Origin of the sequence: Mucilaginibacter rigui (assembly GCF_014773275.1) — a bacterium.
Classification (GTDB): domain Bacteria; phylum Bacteroidota; class Bacteroidia; order Sphingobacteriales; family Sphingobacteriaceae; genus Mucilaginibacter; species Mucilaginibacter rigui_A.
On sequence record NZ_JACWMW010000003.1, the window covers coordinates 540,666 to 557,374 of the forward strand.

A 16,709-nucleotide genomic window follows, 5' to 3' on the forward strand; every position below is an offset into this window, starting at 1 on the left:
ATGCAATAGTTTTATTATAATTTTCCTTGCCATACATCTTTTTTCACTAAAATCGTATTGATATTAGTGTCTGCATATACCATGTAGCCCTTTTGAGTAAGGTAGTCTGTAATAGCAGTATTCTTTACCCCGCTTCCTGAAGAAGAAAAGGATAATGTTTCAATACATATTACCAATGGGTAACTCTCGTCATAATTAATCGATCTTATAATCAATTCATCTATCCCTTCGGCATCAACATTTAAAAACTGTGGAAATCTGCCGCTGTTGTGGTCTTGTATAATGTTTTTTAAACTGTTTACCGGGATCTTTACAACTTCAGTAATGCGGTAGTCGCCCTCGTTAATATAATTTTCAGCTTCTGTTTTAGAGAAGGTGTTTAAGGTGGGAACAGAAATAATATAAAAGTCGGCCAGTCCTTTTTCGACACCTATTCCGACGTTTATATTTTTATCTTGTTCCCGCTCTTTTAAAAACGCTTTAAAAAGTGATGGATCTGGTTCGATGTTGATACCCCTGCTACCCAACTCATAAAATAATGCTGTGTTACTTAAGTAATAGGGGTGATGGGCACCAATATCTATGTATGTTGGCTGACTTATGCCAAGATTGTCAAAAATGAATTTAACTATTAAGTCCTCACCCGATTGTGAGTACGATTTTTTCAACCATTGATTGCTTTTTGTTGGCTTTTTATTAAAAAATAACATATTATTTGATGCCTGATACTTGTACCGTCATTGGGTTTAGTAACAAGCCTGCGTTTTTAAATCGTAAAATTGATCTGTCAATATTTATATCCGGAACATCAGAAATATTTAGTTTTGCCACATTTTCCAAGTACTGGAAAGTGGTTTCGTAGGATGAAAGCCCGAGCACTAAATTGTAACTGCCAGATGATAATAAAAGATCATTTTCAAAAAAAGTAGCTTCATAACTTCCCGCGGCCATATCTCGGGCATTGCTCCAGCACGTCCTTACATTTACATCCAGGTCTGTTGTTATGCCAAGCGCGATAATGAAGTGTTTAATATCTTTTTTTAGCGTGAAAAGAACTTTGATCCGCCATAACCGGCCTACGGGTATCTCCGGTAAAATATTGCCTTGGTCGTCTTCAATAACCAACCTATAAGCATACCCGATCTGCTCATCACGGTTTTCGGGTAGCGGGATATGATAGATTGCTTTTAACTCCGTTTCGGCATGTAAATATTTATCAATTATTGTATCAATATCTCCAGCCATGCTGATCAGGCCATTATTTAAAAAGATGCCGGTGCCACACAGTTTTTTTATAGCACCCATGTTATGGCTTACAAAGAGTACTGTACGGCCTTCTCCTTTACTGATATCGCCCATTTTGCCCAGGCATTTTTTTTGAAATTCAGCATCACCCACGGCAAGTACTTCATCAACTATTAAAATTTCCGATTCGAGGTGCGCTGCAACGGCGAATGCCAGCCTTACATACATGCCCGATGAATAGCGCTTTACCGGCGTATCAATATAGCGTTCAACCCCTGCGAAAGCTACTATTTCATCAAACTTGCGTTTTATTTCGGCCTTGCGCATGCCCAGTATGGCTCCGTTCAAATAAATATTTTCACGGCCCGAAAGCTCGGGGTGGAAACCGGTACCAACTTCAAGTAAACTGGCTATCCGGCCCTTAACCTTTACACTACCCGTAGTGGGGGAGGTAACCCGGCTTAAAACCTTCAATAATGTGCTTTTCCCGGCGCCATTGCGGCCAATAATGCCCAGCGCCTCGCCTTGTTTTACTTCAAAATTGATATCCTTAAGGCTCCAAACTATATCGGTTGTACCCAGGGTAGTGCGGTCATTTGTTTCGCCTATCTTTAAAAACGGATCTTCTTTTCCGCGTAAGCGGGCCCAGTAGCGTTCCAGGTCGCGCGATAAAGTGCCTGTTCCAAAATCGCCAAGTTGGTACGCTTTTGATAAATTTTCAACTTTTATAACTTTAGCCATTACACGGTATCAACAAATGTTTTCTCAACCTTATTAAATACTACGATACCTATAAGTAAAACTATAATGGTAAACGCAGAGGTGTACAGCAACAATTCCCAACTAAAGCTTCCTTTGCCTAAAAAGCCGTATCTGAAAGTCTCTATAATAGAAGTAAGGGGATTGAATTTAATTAGCCATGAATAATGGCTGTATTTTTTCACCACTTCTGATAGCGGGTAAATAACTGTAGTGGTATACATTAATAGCGGTACGCCAAATGATACCACGAAAGACACGTCGCGGTATTTTGTGGTGACAGCAGATACAATCATGCCGAGGCCAAGGCCAAGCGCAGCGATAAGTATGATAAGAAAGGGTAGTAATAACAAATAAACATTTGGCACAATTGGCTTGCCGGCCAGTATGTAATATGCCAACAGTACAATAAATAATATCAATTGTACTCCAAACCTGATGAGGTTGGAAAAAATAATACTTAGCGGCATAATCAGCCGTGGGAAATATACTTTACCCAGCATACCCGCATTATCTTTAAAAACGGTAGATGTTTTAGTAAGGCACTCAGAAAAGTAGTTCCACATAATGGTACCGGCCAGGTAAAATACAGGCCCGGGTATACCATCGGTTTTAATACCGGCCAGGTTGCTGAACACCAGGGTATAAACCAATATGGTTATAATAGGTTGTACAAAAAACCATATTGGGCCAAGCATGGTTTGTTTGTAAAACGATACGAAATCGCGCCGCACAAGTAGCAAAAGCAGATCGCGGTAATGCCAAACATCCTTCAACTTTAAGTCAAATAAACTGCCGGTTGGTTTAATTTCCAGGTCCCAGTGCTCTTCCGGTTCAGGCATCAGTTAACAGTTTTTGCAAGGTGCTAATATAGGATTGTTCGTTAAAGTATTTCAGGCAAGTATCTTTCAAATGTTTGCGCTTCGTCAATTTTAATGGTTCGGATAATAGGTTGTCAATACAATCGATCAACTCAGTTTCATTATCAGCGTTTATGGCTGTTCCTAATTCCCCGTTACGTATAGCATCAATACTACCATCGGCATTACCGCATATAACAGGCAGGCCACAGGCAAGGGCCTCAATAAATACTATTCCAAACCCTTCTTTTTTACTGGGGAGCACAAAAACATCGGCCATTAAAAAATGGTCTGATAGTTCATCCTCCTTAATAAAACCGGTTAATATTACCTGGTTGGTAACCCCAATATCGGCTATAAGCTGCTTTACGCGGATGCCTTCTTCATGGTCGTACTTGCCGGCCAAAACGTATTTAACACCTGGAAATTTATGCTTTAGGTCGGCAACAGCATGTATTACCCTGTCATGTCCCTTATAAAGTTCGGTTGATGCCAAGCGGGTTAAGGTGAATATAACAGGCCCGCTATCTGTTAAGCCGTAACGATCTAACAAATAAGCTGGTTTTTGGAACTTATCCGGTATCTTCATGAACGGATCGAGTGCGTTGTTTAATACAATGCATTTTGCCGGGTCTGTTTTGTGCCAATTATACATTTGTGTTTTTGTAAACGCGCTTACACAAATAACTTTATCGCATTGTTTTAACAGCTGCCTTTTATGGAATGATAAAGGCCTCCAAACTTCTATGCCATGCGCTATTAGCCAGATCTTGGTTTTTGGGTGGATGAGCCTGATCAAAAGGCCCACGAGCGCCAGATTGATATGGCTTAATATAATAACGTCTTGTTTTTGACGGGAGAATCCCATTTTTAACATAAAAGGAATCCGCCGCTTGTTAAAACCCTCAAAATTTTCTTTGGGAATGTACTGCGGCATCAGGTCGCTGTTATTGTCATATAATGATGCCAGCTTAAAATTCCAATTGTTAGTGGTACAAATACTATTAAGTGCGTGTGAAAGCGTGCGGGTCATTTTTTGGATGCCCCCGGTCGTGCTAAATGTTTGTAACGAAAAGAGTGTTATGTTTTTAAACATGTCCCTGTACCTGGTATAATGCAAAAGCTCTAGACCAATGTATTCGCCCGTTATTAAAATTATTGATCAGTTTTTTAGCTGTTTTGCCATGATAGTTGTTCGCATCGCTAATTTCTCTATTATCTTTCATCCATTGTTGCAGAGGGAAAGTAAAGCCCATTTTTGGCCTGTTCCATACTGCTTCAGGTAAAACATCTTTAAAACTATCTATTAGTATTTTTTTGGGTTGATGATCGTTAAACCGTATATCTGGGTGGATCTGCGCGGCGTATGCCTGGAAATCCTCGTCAAGGTACGGTACTCTAACCTCTAAGCTGTGGCTCATGCTCATCATATCGGTATCGCGCAGCAGCTGGTTTTGCATATATAGGTTAGTTTCCATCCATGCAGCCTGTAATTTATTGTATGCATCAATTTTGGGTATATCAATATTATCAAACAGGATGCCTTTTACTTCATCTTCATCCATACCTGTTAGTTTTGCTATGTCAGCAGCCACGTATAAGCCTCGCAAAAATAGGTAATCGGCTATGGTATTATTGTTTTCCAGGTATGCCAGTTTTTTATAGCGATTTCTACTGAATGGCTTGATCAATGTAAAAAGTGTTGACGGTAACATTTTAAGGTGCCTAAGCGGTTTCATGCGGTTGAATGATGGGTACCCACCAAATAGTTCATCGGCGCCAATGCCCGATAGAACCGTTTTTAAGCCATCCTGATGCGCGTACTTGCTGATAAACCAACTGTTTATGCCATCGGTAGTAGGCATGTCCATAGCAGTTAGTATTTGCGGAAAAGCTTCTTCAAAATCTTGCTGTTTTACCAGGTGGGTAAAATTCTGTCCCGCTATTTTATTAGCAACTGCATGCTGATACTTACGTTCATCATATTGCTGCTCGTTAAAAAATATCGATATGGTTTTAAGTTGCTCTATTTCTTCGTTTGCCAGCAACGCAAGCAAACTCGAATCTATCCCCCCACTTAAAAAAATACCGATAGGGGCATCTGCTATCAGTTGCCTGCGTATAGCGGTTTTAAGGTGCGTTTGTAAACCCAGGCGGGCGGTTTCAATATCTGTTATATAATTAACAGTGCTTGGTTTTTGGTAATTTGTTATGGTGTAAGTGCCACTTTTATCCCAGCATAAAAAATGCCCTTTGGGAATGCTTAATACATTTTTTAACGTGGTGTAAGGCTCTGGGATATGCCCAAATGCCAATAACCAAACCGGCCAGCGGGTATCTTCCTCGGTTGTAATAGCCGCTGCTTTAAACGCCTTTATTTCTGACGCGAAGTATAGCTGGCCATTATTTACATAATAATACAAGGGTTTTACGCCTATTGTATCGCGTACTAAATAAACAGCACCTGTTATGGTATCATAAAGGGCAAATGCAAACATGCCCCTTAGTTTGCTAAAGCTGTTTGTGCCCCAGTATAAATAAGCCTGTATAATAACTTCTGTATCGGTGTCTGTATTAAACTTGGCACCTAATAATTGTAGCTCTGCTTTTAGTTCGGTGTAATTATATATTTCGCCGTTAAATGTTATCCGGGCTTTTTGCCCGGCATCGGCCATGGGTTGGTGCCCGTTTGTGCTCAGGTCAATAATGGATAACCTGCGGTGCCCAAATACTACCCTTGTATCTGTGCTGCAATAAACACCCTCATCATCAGGCCCGCCATGTTTTAAAACAGTGCACATTGCATTCACCGTTTGTTTTATCTCGTCTCCCTGTAAGGCATTTGTAACAAGCCCCGCAATTCTGCACATTGTATCCTATTGTATATAGCTTCGCCCCGTAAGTCACAACGGTATTTTGTAACTTATTATTTTTCAGCAACTTATGTAGTAGTTGCGATATGTATATCAACCCCGGATTATTGTATAAAAATAAGCTAAAGCCGGTTAATTAATGATGCTGCAACATTTATAATTATTGAGCACCCCAGGTGCTCTAAACGTAATAATAACTGCCTTTGCGAACGATAGGCTATTATTTCGCCGGTAATACCTTTAAGCGGGCCTGCTTTGATTTTTATCCTCTCTCCGGGTTGTAAATTTTTTTCAGTTACTTCAAGCTCAAGCGAACTTGCCATTAATAATTTTAATTCCTCTATCTGCCTGTCGGGCATTGCAGTTATTTTGCCCGAAAAGTATATGAAACGGGCAATCCCCTTTGTCATTAGTACTTCGGCACGGGCGCTATCGTCAATACGCACAAAGAGGTACGATTTTAAAAGAGGCTCTTCTACCCATTTTTTTCTGTCGCTCCATTGTTTTAAGCGGCGGTTAAGGGGCAGGTATGCTTCAATACCTTTTTCTAATAATGCGCTGTAAGCTTTTTTTTCTGCACGGGGATTGGTGCAAACAGGATACCATTTAAAGCTGCTTTCCCTTACCATTAAAGCCATATTTGTAAAAGAACACTAATTAACTAAACCAACGCTTAATGTTCCACCACTTCTTGTTATCATGCTCTATATAGTAACCGGAACTTTCATACCCGCTATAATCAGAGTAATAGTAGTACTTGCCATAATTTTCACCCGTAAAACGGGTTGTATAATATCGAGAGTGTAAAAGATCTTCGGCAAAGGCATTAAGCACTATCACCGTATTATCTAAATGATATTCCTGCGCTATGCGCTGTGGTATAGTTGCCGCATAATATTTTGATTTGCCCGAACGTATTACAAAAATGTTGATATCGCTTACACGGATAAGTGGGATAGCGTCTGATACAAGGCCAATGGGGGCAGTATCGATCATAATTACATCGTACATCGTTTTCAGTTCTTTTATCAATTCGTCCATTCGCAGGCTGTGTAATAGCTCCGAAGGGTTTGGAGGTACCGGGCCGGAGATGATCAGGTCGAGGTTTTCCTGCCCGGTTTTTATAATGATATCATCTAATTCGGTTTGACGCGAAAGGTAGGTGCTAAGGCCAATATCATTAGGGACTCTAAATGTTTTATGCAGTTTTGAACGCCGCAGGTCGGCACCTATTAGAACAACTTTTTTGTCTATTAAGGAGAGCGTGCTTGATAGATTGATGGCTACAAACGATTTTCCCTCGCCGGCCACTTCAGAAGTGATACAAATAACTTTGCTGGCTTTTTCTGACGCAAGAAAGTTTAGGTTAGTACGCACCGACCGTATCGACTCGGCGAACATGGTTTTGGGCCTGCTAATGGCCAATACCTGGGCATTATCTTCATCTATTTTTTCTGGGAATTTTCTTATTACACCTAAAATAGGGACAGAGGTAAGGCTTTCAACGGTTTCTTTATCATATATATAGGGATTTAACACCCTGATAAGGATGATTAACCCCAGGCCGGTAAGGATACCAAATATGATTGCTGATCTATGAATACTATGTTCATCTGGCGCTACCGGCGAAAAGTTTGGCTGTGCCTGCTCAATAATTGTTGCCCCGGGCAGTATGCCGGCTCGGCTTATTTGGGCGGAGAGCTTTTTTTCGGATAAAAATGAATAAACTTTTTCGTTTACTTCATAAGGGCGGTTTAAAGCGATAAGGTCGCGTTCGGCAACCGGGAATACTGATATTTGTTTATTGACAACAGCTAACTGAGCATCTAAATAATCCAGATTTCTTTTAACGCCTGCGTAGGTGATGTTAAGGCTGTTTAAAGCATTATTTTTTATTTGCAGTATAGAACGATTAATATCTAATATAGGCTGAGAGTTGCTGTTGTAAGTTTTTAAAAGTTCATAACGCTGATTAAGTAAATTATCAAGTCTTTCTATCAAAGCGTTTAGGGCAGGGTCTACATCTTTCCCGGCATTGAAATTAAGGTTTACATTATTCTTTTCCTTATCTATCTGGTCTCTTAACTGTTCAATTGCTAACAATTGTAATTTTAGTATGGCCTGTTGTGTCTCAATATCTTTAGCCTTAGCAAGTGCTCCCTCGGCAGATGTGCTAACATCCATCAATTTGTTTTTTTGTTTAAATTCCAGAATAGATTTCTCCGACCCTTTGACAGTGCCGGAAAGATATTTCAACTGGTCGTCTATGAAGTTGATCATCTGTGTAGCCGATTGTGTTTTGCGGTTTCGGTCGTATATCAGATACTCCTTCATAATCGCATTTAGCACATCGGCCGCAAATTGAGGGTTGGCATCGGTTTGTTGAAGTAAAAGTATATTGGAATTTTTTACCATCTCGCTGGTGCGTAAACCGCCCCTTACCCGACCGATAAAATCTTCAGGCATATTAAATTTAAAAAGGTAAACGGTGTTATTGCCTATATAATTTACGGGTGTTTTGATGAGGAAAGTAGTTTGGCCTACAGTTACTGGAGTATTGTATTGGAAATCTGCTGAAACCACTTTATCTGCTGTTTTATATACCAGCCTAAAGTGGTTTTTATCAATTGCTTTAAATGTAATTATGTCATGATAAAAGTTCAGGCTATCAAACCGAAGCATTTGTATCTCAAGGGGCTTTTGTGGGTATATCTCACTGGTCCGCACACGCCCTTCGATATAGAAACTTATTGGGTAATTTAGGTCTTTAATAGCTGCCAGAATAACTGATGGACTTTGAATAACAGAAGTTTCGCTTTGTATTTTTGATGGCCCACGGTCTGATGTGCTTATAACATTTACCAGGTCAGATATTTCTGATTTTTTTTCCTCCAGTTTCATGGTTCCGGAGGTAGCATAAGTTTTAGGGGTGTACCATAAATAAACGTATGAACCAAGCATGAACAGTAAAAGTGAACCGGCTATCCAATACCAACGACTAACCAGTATCTTGCCTATTTTAAAATAGTCAACTTCCTGGTTTGGCAATTTCTTAACGATATTCTTTGTTTCTTCCATTATTGCCTTGACAGGGCTAGTTCATAATTATAAAGTGGAACACGGCCCGAAATACTTGTCTCGGCAGGTCCAAAACTTATTCAGCACCAATCCTAAATGATCACGGCTTACCGATTCAAGCGCCTGCCTGAGCTTCAAAAATACGTATTTTATTTGTATACTTAAACAGCCGTTTTAGAGTTGGGGACTAAATAAGAATCAGTATTTAAACCACAAAAAACGACTATATTGATATTGTTATTAATTACAAAGAAAGTTAGCATTGGAATATATTTAAGACGGGGTGATTGATATAACGCCGGAGAATTTTGTTAGATAATTGATCTCCTTATAATAAGTTCAGATGGTATAACAACTTGTTGGAACTGCCCGATTGGTACCCTGTTCTCCAATTTGTCTAATAGTATCCTAAATAGTTCAGAGGCCATTTTTTCAAGTGGCTGGGCAACAGCGCTGATGGTTGGGTTGTAAACGTTAAAAATGTCGTGGTCATCAAAGGCTATTACACCTATGTCTTTTGGTATTTGCAATTCCAGGTCATTAATAGCTTTTACGCCACTTAAAGCCAGGTAATTTGTGGCGAAAACAATGCTATCAATTTGGTTATTGGTTTTGATGAATTGATTAATGTCATTAGCCGTTGTAATTGCCGAGTTTTCAAAAGGTACTCTTAAAAAAACAGGAGGCAAGCCATATTTTTGCATCGCATCGTTATAACCACTTTCACGATCTGCCATTTGCGATTGCTCTGATTGAAGAGTAATAAAGGCAATATGTTTATAATTTTTCCCGGCTAAATGTGCAACCGCATTGTATGTGCCCTGGTAATTATCAAGTACAACATAATCGGACTCTATGCTTTTAAAATAACGGTCAAATAAAACTACTGGATGTTCTTCGTTTATAAGTTCCATTATATCATCTTCTATACCTAACGGTGGTGTTATGATATACCCGTCTACATGCCTGTCCCTAAAAAGATTGATTAATTCACGGGTTTTTTCCGGGTCGTTCTCAGTACTGCAGTATATTATTTTATAACCACTTTTATATGCAAGTTCTTCCAGGTGATAAGCAATATGTGAGAAAAAGTAGTCAGATATTTTTTCAACCATCAGGCATATCATTTTAGTTTTGCCGGTGCTAAGGCTTTTAGCCAGTTGATTTGGTTTGTAGCCCTTTTCCTTTACATATTTTAGCACACGTTCTGTCAACTCATCACTTATTCTTTTCTCTTTAGCCTTACCATTAAGTATAAAAGAAATTGTTGATTTTGCCACATTTAGCTGACTGGCAATATCGTTAATTGATAGCTTCTTTTTCATTATAGCGGCTCATTTTCTTAATATTCCTCTAATTAACTTATTTAATAGCAAAAAACAATAATATATACCTGTAATGGCTTTTTGTTTAACTATACAGAACGTAAAAATAACTTTTTAATAATAGAAAACCGGTTGTGCAATTTAGCAAAATGCATTTTTTATAACCGATTTAATAAACAATAACCGGAGTTTATTGAAATTTTCATATTGTGTTATTTGTTTTTTTGATTTTTTTACATTTCTTTCAAATATTTAATAATCCTTTCAAATACGTTTGCAAAACCGGTTTTATTGCCTATAATTGTTTTGTAATTCAACCAATTATTATTACAGCTTGTACACCCCGGCAAATCTGTAAATATCTGCTAATAATAACATATAATATATCTGTTAAATGAACAAACGTTTACTAAAACTTACATGGGTTATCACGCTGTTTTTGTATGCCCAGTTAGCTACCGCACAAGAAAAAAATGTGTTGCCTGCATGGGCATTTGGTGGTTTTGCCAGGCCAGTGGGTGTCAATCCTATAATATCTCCCAACCCTGTATCAGAATTTTACGACCCTATGAGCAAAAAAGTGATTCATTGGGAAGCTAATGATACATTTAATCCGGCAGCTGCTGTTAAAAACGGGAAGATTGTGGTACTTTATCGCTCGGAAGATAAAACGGGTATTGAAATAGGAATGCGTACCTCGCGCCTTGGCTATGCTGAAAGCAGCGACGGATTACACTTTACGCGTAAAACTCAACCTGTACTTTTCCCCGGGAATGATTCACAAAAAGAATACGAGTGGCCAGGCGGCTGTGAAGACCCGCGAGTAGCTGTTACAGAAAATGGTACTTACGTTGTTTTTTACACACAATGGAACCGTAAAACGCCTCGCCTTGGTGTGGCAACATCTAAAGATCTGATTCATTGGAAAAAGCATGGCCCTATATTTCAATATGCCTACAAGGGCAAGTTTTTTAATATGGCACATAAGTCGGCTTCTATACTCACACATATAAAAAACGATAAACAGGTTATTGCAAAAGTAAACGGCAAGTATTTTATGTATTGGGGCGAAACGGCTGTTTATGGTGCAACTTCAACCAACCTTGTTGATTGGGCGCCGATCATAAATAATAAAGGCGAACTAAAAGTGCTGGCACCCACCAGGCCCGGTTATTTTGATAGTGACCTTACTGAATGTGGCCCACCGGCAATACTCACAGGCAAAGGTATAATATTACTTTACAATGGTAAGAATCATCCAGGTGAGGGTGGCGATAAACGCTTCCATGGCAACTCTTATAGTGCGGGCCAAATGCTATTTAGTAAAACTGATCCTACTAAGTTAATAACCAGGCTCGATGTGCCATTTTTACGCCCTATGCAACCGTTTGAAAAAAGCGGGCAATATGTTAACGGAACGGTATTTATTGAAGGTATGGCTTGGTTTAAACATAAATGGTATTTGTATTACGGGTGTGCAGATTCTAGGGTGGGGGTTGCTATTTATGACCCTGCTAAACCCTCAGAACCAGATCCAATAACAGACGACAGTAATAATACCAATTAGTATTACAGTTATTTTCAACTAAAATTATAAACAAACACCCGTAGGTAAAATACCTGCAGGGCGTTTTAAGACTATTTTGCCGAACCGGTTTTCCTGTGTAAAAGGAAGGGAATTAAATTGATAATTAAAATGTGTTATGGCAGAGCTTATTAAGAATTCCTAAGTACTAACAACCAATTATAAATAAACAAATGATGGAAATTTTACAAATGTTTACGCAAGAAGGAAACACCCATGGAAGGGTTGCACCTAAAAACAAAAGCGTAAAGAATCACTTAAAGGGCATATTATGCTTTTTAGCATTTTTTACGTCGCTTACTTGCAGCAGTTTGCTAACCTACGCCCAGGCAACAGTTAAAGTAAGCGGCACCGTGGTTGATGAGAAGAATCTATCCTTACCCGGTGTTACTATTAAATTAAAAAATGGGGGTACAGCTACATTTACAGATAATAGCGGTAAGTTTAGTGTTAATGTGCCCGATGGAAAAGGTACGTTGATATTTAGCTATATAGGCTATGTTTTACAAGAAGTTGTTGTAGATAACAATGTTACATTAAACATTAAACTTTTACCCGAATCGAGGTCATTAAATGATGTTATTGTAGTAGGTTATGGCACGCAAAAAAAGAGCGACCTAACCGGCGCTATTGTATCATTATCAGAGAAGGATTTTAAGAATTACGCTGTTCCAAATGTATCACAATTGCTGCAGGGTAAAGTTGCCGGTGCTTACGTAGCCACCAATTCTGGCCAGCCAGGTGATGCCGCAGTGATAAGGATAAGGGGTTTTGGTACTGTAAATGATAATAATCCTTTATATGTGGTTGATGGGCAATTGTTTGATAATATCAATAACCTTAATCCAAATGATATTCAAAATATTGAGGTGTTAAAAGATGCTTCTGCAACATCTATTTACGGTTCACGTGGTTCTAACGGGGTTATATTAGTAACCACCAAAAAAGCAAAAAAAGGCGAAAGTGTTACATCTTTTGATGCTTATTTGGGTACTAAAGACAGCTATCGCTCACCTAAAATGCAAAACAGCGATCAGTTTTATAACTTTATAACAACTGCATACAAAAATGGAGGTTCAACACTGGACCCTAAGTTTGAGCAACAGTACAAACGCGGTTTTGATACCGATTGGTGGAATGCTGTAAATCAATCAGCACTTACCCAAAACTATAACCTTAATATCCGCAATGGTGGCGATAAGGCACGTTCATATTATAGCCTTGGCTATTTAGATGATAAAGGTGCAATTATAACCACTCGCTTTAAAAGGATCACTTTAAAGATTAATAATGAGTATGACCTGTCTGACCGTATTACTGTAGGTGTAAATGTAGGTTTGGCTAAATTCCAGTCGCGCGATACGGGTTCATTGCCGGCATTTAATTTTGTATTGCAGGCAGATCCATTTACACCTGTTATTAACCCACTGGTTGATCCCGGGTCTGTAGATTATCAATATAATAAATATGCGCCAACAGAATGGGCATTCAACCCAAATCCTGTATCTGTGCTTGAATTGAATGACAGACTGACCGAAAACTTTAACGTGTATGGCAATGTATATGGTAAGGTAAAACTAACAAAAGATTTAAGCTACTTTGTGCAGTATAATTTTGATAACCAGAACAGCACATTTAAGTTATTTAGCCCAATTTATCATTCTGTTTTTACAGAGAATAACCTGGCTAACCGCGAAGATAAATACCGCGACCAGACCCAGCTAACAAACAATGCAGGCAGGACGCAGAATAACATTATTGAGCAGCGTCTTAACTTTAATAAAACTGTTGGTAAAAGCTCGTTTGATGCCATGGTTGCAATGACATACGAATCGAACATGTCTGACGGGATCAATGCTTATAAAACAACTGCTCCCGGCAATGATGCTTCATTCCGGGTGCTTGATGCGGCTACTTTAGGCGCGCAGGCAACAGGTGGAAAATTAGAAACCTCTATACTATCGTATCTCGGCCGTATCAATTATGCTTATGGCGATCGTTATTTGGCTACCGTTAATTTTAGAGCAGATGGTTCATCCAGGTTTGCTAATGGTAACAAATGGGGGTATTTCCCTTCATTCTCATTAGGTTGGAGGATTAACAACGAGGCTTTCTTTAAGAACCTTGGTTTAGATAAAACGATATCCAATTTAAAACTACGAGGTGGTTGGGGGCAAACCGGTAATCAACGTATAAACAGCTATGCGCCTATCACGCTTATTGGGTCAAATATTGAGCAACAGTGGTACTTTGGCAATGGTTACAGCCAAGGATATATCCCAACCAACATTGGAAATGCTGATATTAAGTGGGAAACAGCCCAGCAAACTAATATTGGGTTAGATGCAGGCTTTTTTAACGAGAAACTAAGTATCTCTTTAGATTACTTCAGGAAAACGACTAAAGATATGCTTTTGCAGGTACCAATCCCTGCGGCCGCGGGGTATCCGAATTACCCGTACTCTAATGCCGGTAATGTAAATAATACAGGTTTTGAAGCAGCTGTGAATTATCGCGATAATATAGGCCAGGTAGGTATTAATATTGGTGGTAACGTGTCCATATATAAAAACAAGGTAACTTATTTAGGTAACGGTGGTTTACCATTGTACGGAAACGTGAGTAAAACTGAGGTTGGCGGGCCGATGTCAAGATTTTACGGTTATGTGTACGAAGGCATCTTCCAAAACCAACAGCAAATTGATAGCTATGTAGGCCCAGCTGGTCAAAAAGTACAACCACTGGCAACCCCGGGCGATTTTAAATTTGCCGACCTTAATAACGATGGCGTACTCGATGATAAAGATAGGACCTATATAGGCAATCCGCATCCCGACCTTATTTATGGTTTTAACCTTGGTGCAAATTATAAAGGGTTTGATTTTACCGCATTTTTCCAGGGCACCATTGGTAATGATATCTGGAACGGGCTAAAAAGCATGGCTACTGTTGGATATCAAAATGCACTGGCTGATGCTTATACACAGGCGTGGACAAAAGAGGGCGATAATGCTTCTTATCCAAAAATTTCTACCTCAAATAACAATAATAACTATCGTGCATCAAGCTGGTGGGTAGAGAAGGGTTCGTACTTAAGGTTACAAAATGTACAATTAGGTTATAGTGTACCCCCGGCATTTTTACAACGAATTAAAATTTTACGTACATGCCGTTTTTATGTGAGCGGGCAAAACCTGTTTACACTAACCAAGTACAAAGGGCTTGATCCTGAAATTGGTGCCAATAATGCATTAAACCTTGGTTACGACGGTATCAGATACCCATCATCCAGAACCGTTTTGGTAGGTATAAATGCCCAATTTTAATATATAAACTTATAAAACATGAAAAAGATTATCATATATATCAGCCTGACGATGTTTGTATTATTAAACATCCAGTGCAAAAAAAGCGCAATTGATAAGCCTGTTTATGGCACACAATCAAACGCAACATTTTATAAAACAGATGCGCAAATACAACAAGCTTTAACCGGTGTTTATTTACAGTTAAGAACTACCTGGAACGAATATGCCAAGTACCATTATTTTGTTGGTGACGTATCTACAGATGACGCCTGGAAAGGAGGCAGTAGCGACGGCGATTACGGCGAGGCGCAGGATATGACGAACTTTATTTTAACGCCAACCAATGGACTGGTTGCGCAACGGTGGTCTATATTATACAAACTTATTGCAAGGGCTAATGAGGTTATCACTTATGCGCCAGATGCAACAGGCGATAAAACCCTTATTAACCGTTACATTAATGAAGCTAAGGTTTTAAGGGCTTTTGGTTATTACGCACTGGTAACTACAGAAGGGGGTGTACCTTTGTTTACTAAACCGGTTACGCCTTCAGAAGCAACTTCAACACCACGTGCAAGTGCTGCAGATGTATTTAAACAAATAGAGACAGATCTTACCGAGGCCAGCAAGGGGTTACCATCTTATCCGGAATATGGAGATGCCGATAAAAACCGCGTATCGCGTGGAACCGCACTTGCTATATTGGGCAAAGCATACATGTTTCAGCAAAATTATGTAAAGGCCGAAGAGACCTTAGGTACCCTGGTTAAATCTGGCGATTACTCATTGCTTAATGATTACGGTGCTAACTGGAGGGATAATTTTAACTCCGAATCTATTTTTGTGATTGATAGCCGTATGCAGGATAAAGATATAGCTATAGGTTCAAACATACCTCATTTTTTTACCACACGTAATACCCCGGGTTATCAGGGTTATGGTTTCCATGCTCCAACACAAGACCTGCGAAATGAGTTTGATGCAGATGATCCGCGCATTACCTATACTTTTACCATGACGGGCGACCGCTATCTGCAGGATAATGACGACCAGGATAACACGGGCTCACCGGATGGATACTATGACCGCAAGATAGAAGTTCCGCAATATCTTAGGTTAGGCTACAATCCATGGATCATTAGTTATAATGTTAGGCTTATACGCTACAGTGATATAATATTGTTATACGCCGAAGCTTTGAACGAGAATAACAAAGGCAGTGAGGCTTTACCTTATCTTAATATGATAAGGAAGAGGGCAAGGCAAACTCCACCCAAAGATCCGCAACGCCAAAAACAGGCTTACATACCGGCTACTACAGCTGCATCTTTACCCGATGTAACCACAACCGATCAAACAGCGTTGCGTAAGGCTATATGGCATGAAAGGCGCTGCGAGTTGGGTATGGAGGGGTGGAGACGTGAAGATCTTGTACGACAGAAACGTTTTGGCGAAGTAATGAGGGCATTCTCAGTAAAATATAATACCAATAAAGGTAAATTTTTTAGGGATGACAGGGACTACCTGTTCCCGATACCACAAAACGAGATAGATTACTCTAACCGTACTATTACTCAAAACCCTAATTTTTAAGGGATAATAGCTGCCTATTATATAGGCAGCTATTATAAACTACAAGGCCGACATTCCTTGTTGATTAATTGGTAAAAGGCAGG

The 16,709-nt window shown here is 39.4% G+C and carries 11 protein-coding genes; 3 read left to right on the forward strand and 8 right to left on the reverse strand.

The window, feature by feature from the left end; translation table 11 throughout:
* Nucleotides 1-14 precede the first annotated feature (14 nt).
* The 8 genes from IDJ75_RS15900 to IDJ75_RS15935 all read right to left on the reverse strand — a co-directional run bounded on the left by IDJ75_RS15900 (nt 15) and on the right by IDJ75_RS15935 (nt 10,140).
* Complete coding sequence (locus tag IDJ75_RS15900) at nt 15-710, reverse strand: FkbM family methyltransferase (protein ID WP_191176607.1); 696 nt, start codon at nt 708-710, stop codon at nt 15-17.
* A 1-nt stretch (nt 711) separates the two neighbouring features.
* Nucleotides 712-1,986, reverse strand: coding sequence for an ABC transporter ATP-binding protein (locus IDJ75_RS15905; protein WP_191176608.1), 1,275 nt, complete (start codon nt 1,984-1,986; stop codon nt 712-714).
* Nucleotides 1,986-2,846 carry an ABC transporter permease gene (locus IDJ75_RS15910; RefSeq protein ID WP_191176609.1) on the reverse strand — a complete coding sequence of 287 codons (861 nt, stop codon included), beginning with the start codon at nt 2,844-2,846 and terminating at the stop codon, nt 1,986-1,988. Before IDJ75_RS15910 ends, IDJ75_RS15905 begins: the two co-directional genes overlap by 1 nt.
* Entirely contained in the window at nt 2,839-3,960 is a 1,122-nt protein-coding gene (locus IDJ75_RS15915) for a glycosyltransferase family 4 protein (RefSeq protein ID WP_191176610.1), read from the reverse strand. The genes IDJ75_RS15910 and IDJ75_RS15915 overlap by 8 nt, the downstream gene beginning before the upstream one ends.
* The gene (gene asnB, locus IDJ75_RS15920; RefSeq protein WP_191176611.1) at nt 3,953-5,734 is read right to left on the reverse strand and encodes an asparagine synthase (glutamine-hydrolyzing); all 1,782 of its coding nucleotides are present in this window, start codon (nt 5,732-5,734) and stop codon (nt 3,953-3,955) included. The genes IDJ75_RS15915 and asnB overlap by 8 nt, the downstream gene beginning before the upstream one ends.
* Before the next feature lie 125 nt (nt 5,735-5,859).
* Nucleotides 5,860-6,375 (reverse strand): UpxY family transcription antiterminator, encoded by a 516-nt coding sequence (locus IDJ75_RS15925; protein ID WP_224746634.1) that lies wholly within the window; start codon nt 6,373-6,375, stop codon nt 5,860-5,862.
* A 19-nt stretch (nt 6,376-6,394) separates the two neighbouring features.
* Nucleotides 6,395-8,815, reverse strand: a complete 2,421-nt coding sequence (locus tag IDJ75_RS15930; protein WP_191176612.1) for a GumC family protein — start codon at nt 8,813-8,815, stop codon at nt 6,395-6,397.
* 311 nt (nt 8,816-9,126) lie between these two features.
* Complete coding sequence (locus IDJ75_RS15935; protein ID WP_224746635.1) at nt 9,127-10,140, reverse strand: LacI family DNA-binding transcriptional regulator; 1,014 nt, start codon at nt 10,138-10,140, stop codon at nt 9,127-9,129.
* Nucleotides 10,141-10,534: 394 nt separating this feature from the next.
* On the opposite strand from IDJ75_RS15935, the gene IDJ75_RS15940 reads away from it, so the two are divergent.
* The 3 genes from IDJ75_RS15940 to IDJ75_RS15950 all read left to right on the forward strand — a co-directional run bounded on the left by IDJ75_RS15940 (nt 10,535) and on the right by IDJ75_RS15950 (nt 16,626).
* A complete protein-coding gene (locus IDJ75_RS15940; RefSeq protein WP_191176613.1) occupies nt 10,535-11,707 on the forward strand; it encodes a glycoside hydrolase family 130 protein in 1,173 nt (390 codons plus the stop codon).
* Between the two features lie 191 nt (nt 11,708-11,898).
* Nucleotides 11,899-15,051, forward strand: a complete 3,153-nt coding sequence (locus IDJ75_RS15945) for a SusC/RagA family TonB-linked outer membrane protein (RefSeq protein ID WP_224746636.1) — start codon at nt 11,899-11,901, stop codon at nt 15,049-15,051.
* Between the two features lie 18 nt (nt 15,052-15,069).
* Nucleotides 15,070-16,626, forward strand: a complete 1,557-nt coding sequence (locus IDJ75_RS15950; RefSeq protein WP_224746637.1) for a RagB/SusD family nutrient uptake outer membrane protein — start codon at nt 15,070-15,072, stop codon at nt 16,624-16,626.
* Nucleotides 16,627-16,709: the final 83 nt, after the last annotated feature.

What these genes read in the sequence shown, in the direction of transcription:
- IDJ75_RS15900 (WP_191176607.1), bottom strand. Translation starts at nt 710, where the DNA reads ATGTTATTTTTTAATAAAAAGCCAACAAAAAGCAATCAATGGTTGAAA.
- IDJ75_RS15905 (WP_191176608.1), bottom strand. Translation starts at nt 1,986, where the DNA reads ATGGCTAAAGTTATAAAAGTTGAAAATTTATCAAAAGCGTACCAACTT.
- IDJ75_RS15910 (WP_191176609.1), bottom strand. Translation starts at nt 2,846, where the DNA reads ATGCCTGAACCGGAAGAGCACTGGGACCTGGAAATTAAACCAACCGGC.
- IDJ75_RS15915 (WP_191176610.1), bottom strand. Translation starts at nt 3,960, where the DNA reads ATGTTTAAAAACATAACACTCTTTTCGTTACAAACATTTAGCACGACC.
- asnB (WP_191176611.1), bottom strand. Translation starts at nt 5,734, where the DNA reads ATGTGCAGAATTGCGGGGCTTGTTACAAATGCCTTACAGGGAGACGAG.
- IDJ75_RS15925 (WP_224746634.1), bottom strand. Translation starts at nt 6,375, where the DNA reads ATGGCTTTAATGGTAAGGGAAAGCAGCTTTAAATGGTATCCTGTTTGC.
- IDJ75_RS15930 (WP_191176612.1), bottom strand. Translation starts at nt 8,815, where the DNA reads ATGGAAGAAACAAAGAATATCGTTAAGAAATTGCCAAACCAGGAAGTT.
- IDJ75_RS15935 (WP_224746635.1), bottom strand. Translation starts at nt 10,140, where the DNA reads ATGAAAAAGAAGCTATCAATTAACGATATTGCCAGTCAGCTAAATGTG.
- IDJ75_RS15940 (WP_191176613.1), top strand. Translation starts at nt 10,535, where the DNA reads ATGAACAAACGTTTACTAAAACTTACATGGGTTATCACGCTGTTTTTG.
- IDJ75_RS15945 (WP_224746636.1), top strand. Translation starts at nt 11,899, where the DNA reads ATGATGGAAATTTTACAAATGTTTACGCAAGAAGGAAACACCCATGGA.
- IDJ75_RS15950 (WP_224746637.1), top strand. Translation starts at nt 15,070, where the DNA reads ATGAAAAAGATTATCATATATATCAGCCTGACGATGTTTGTATTATTA.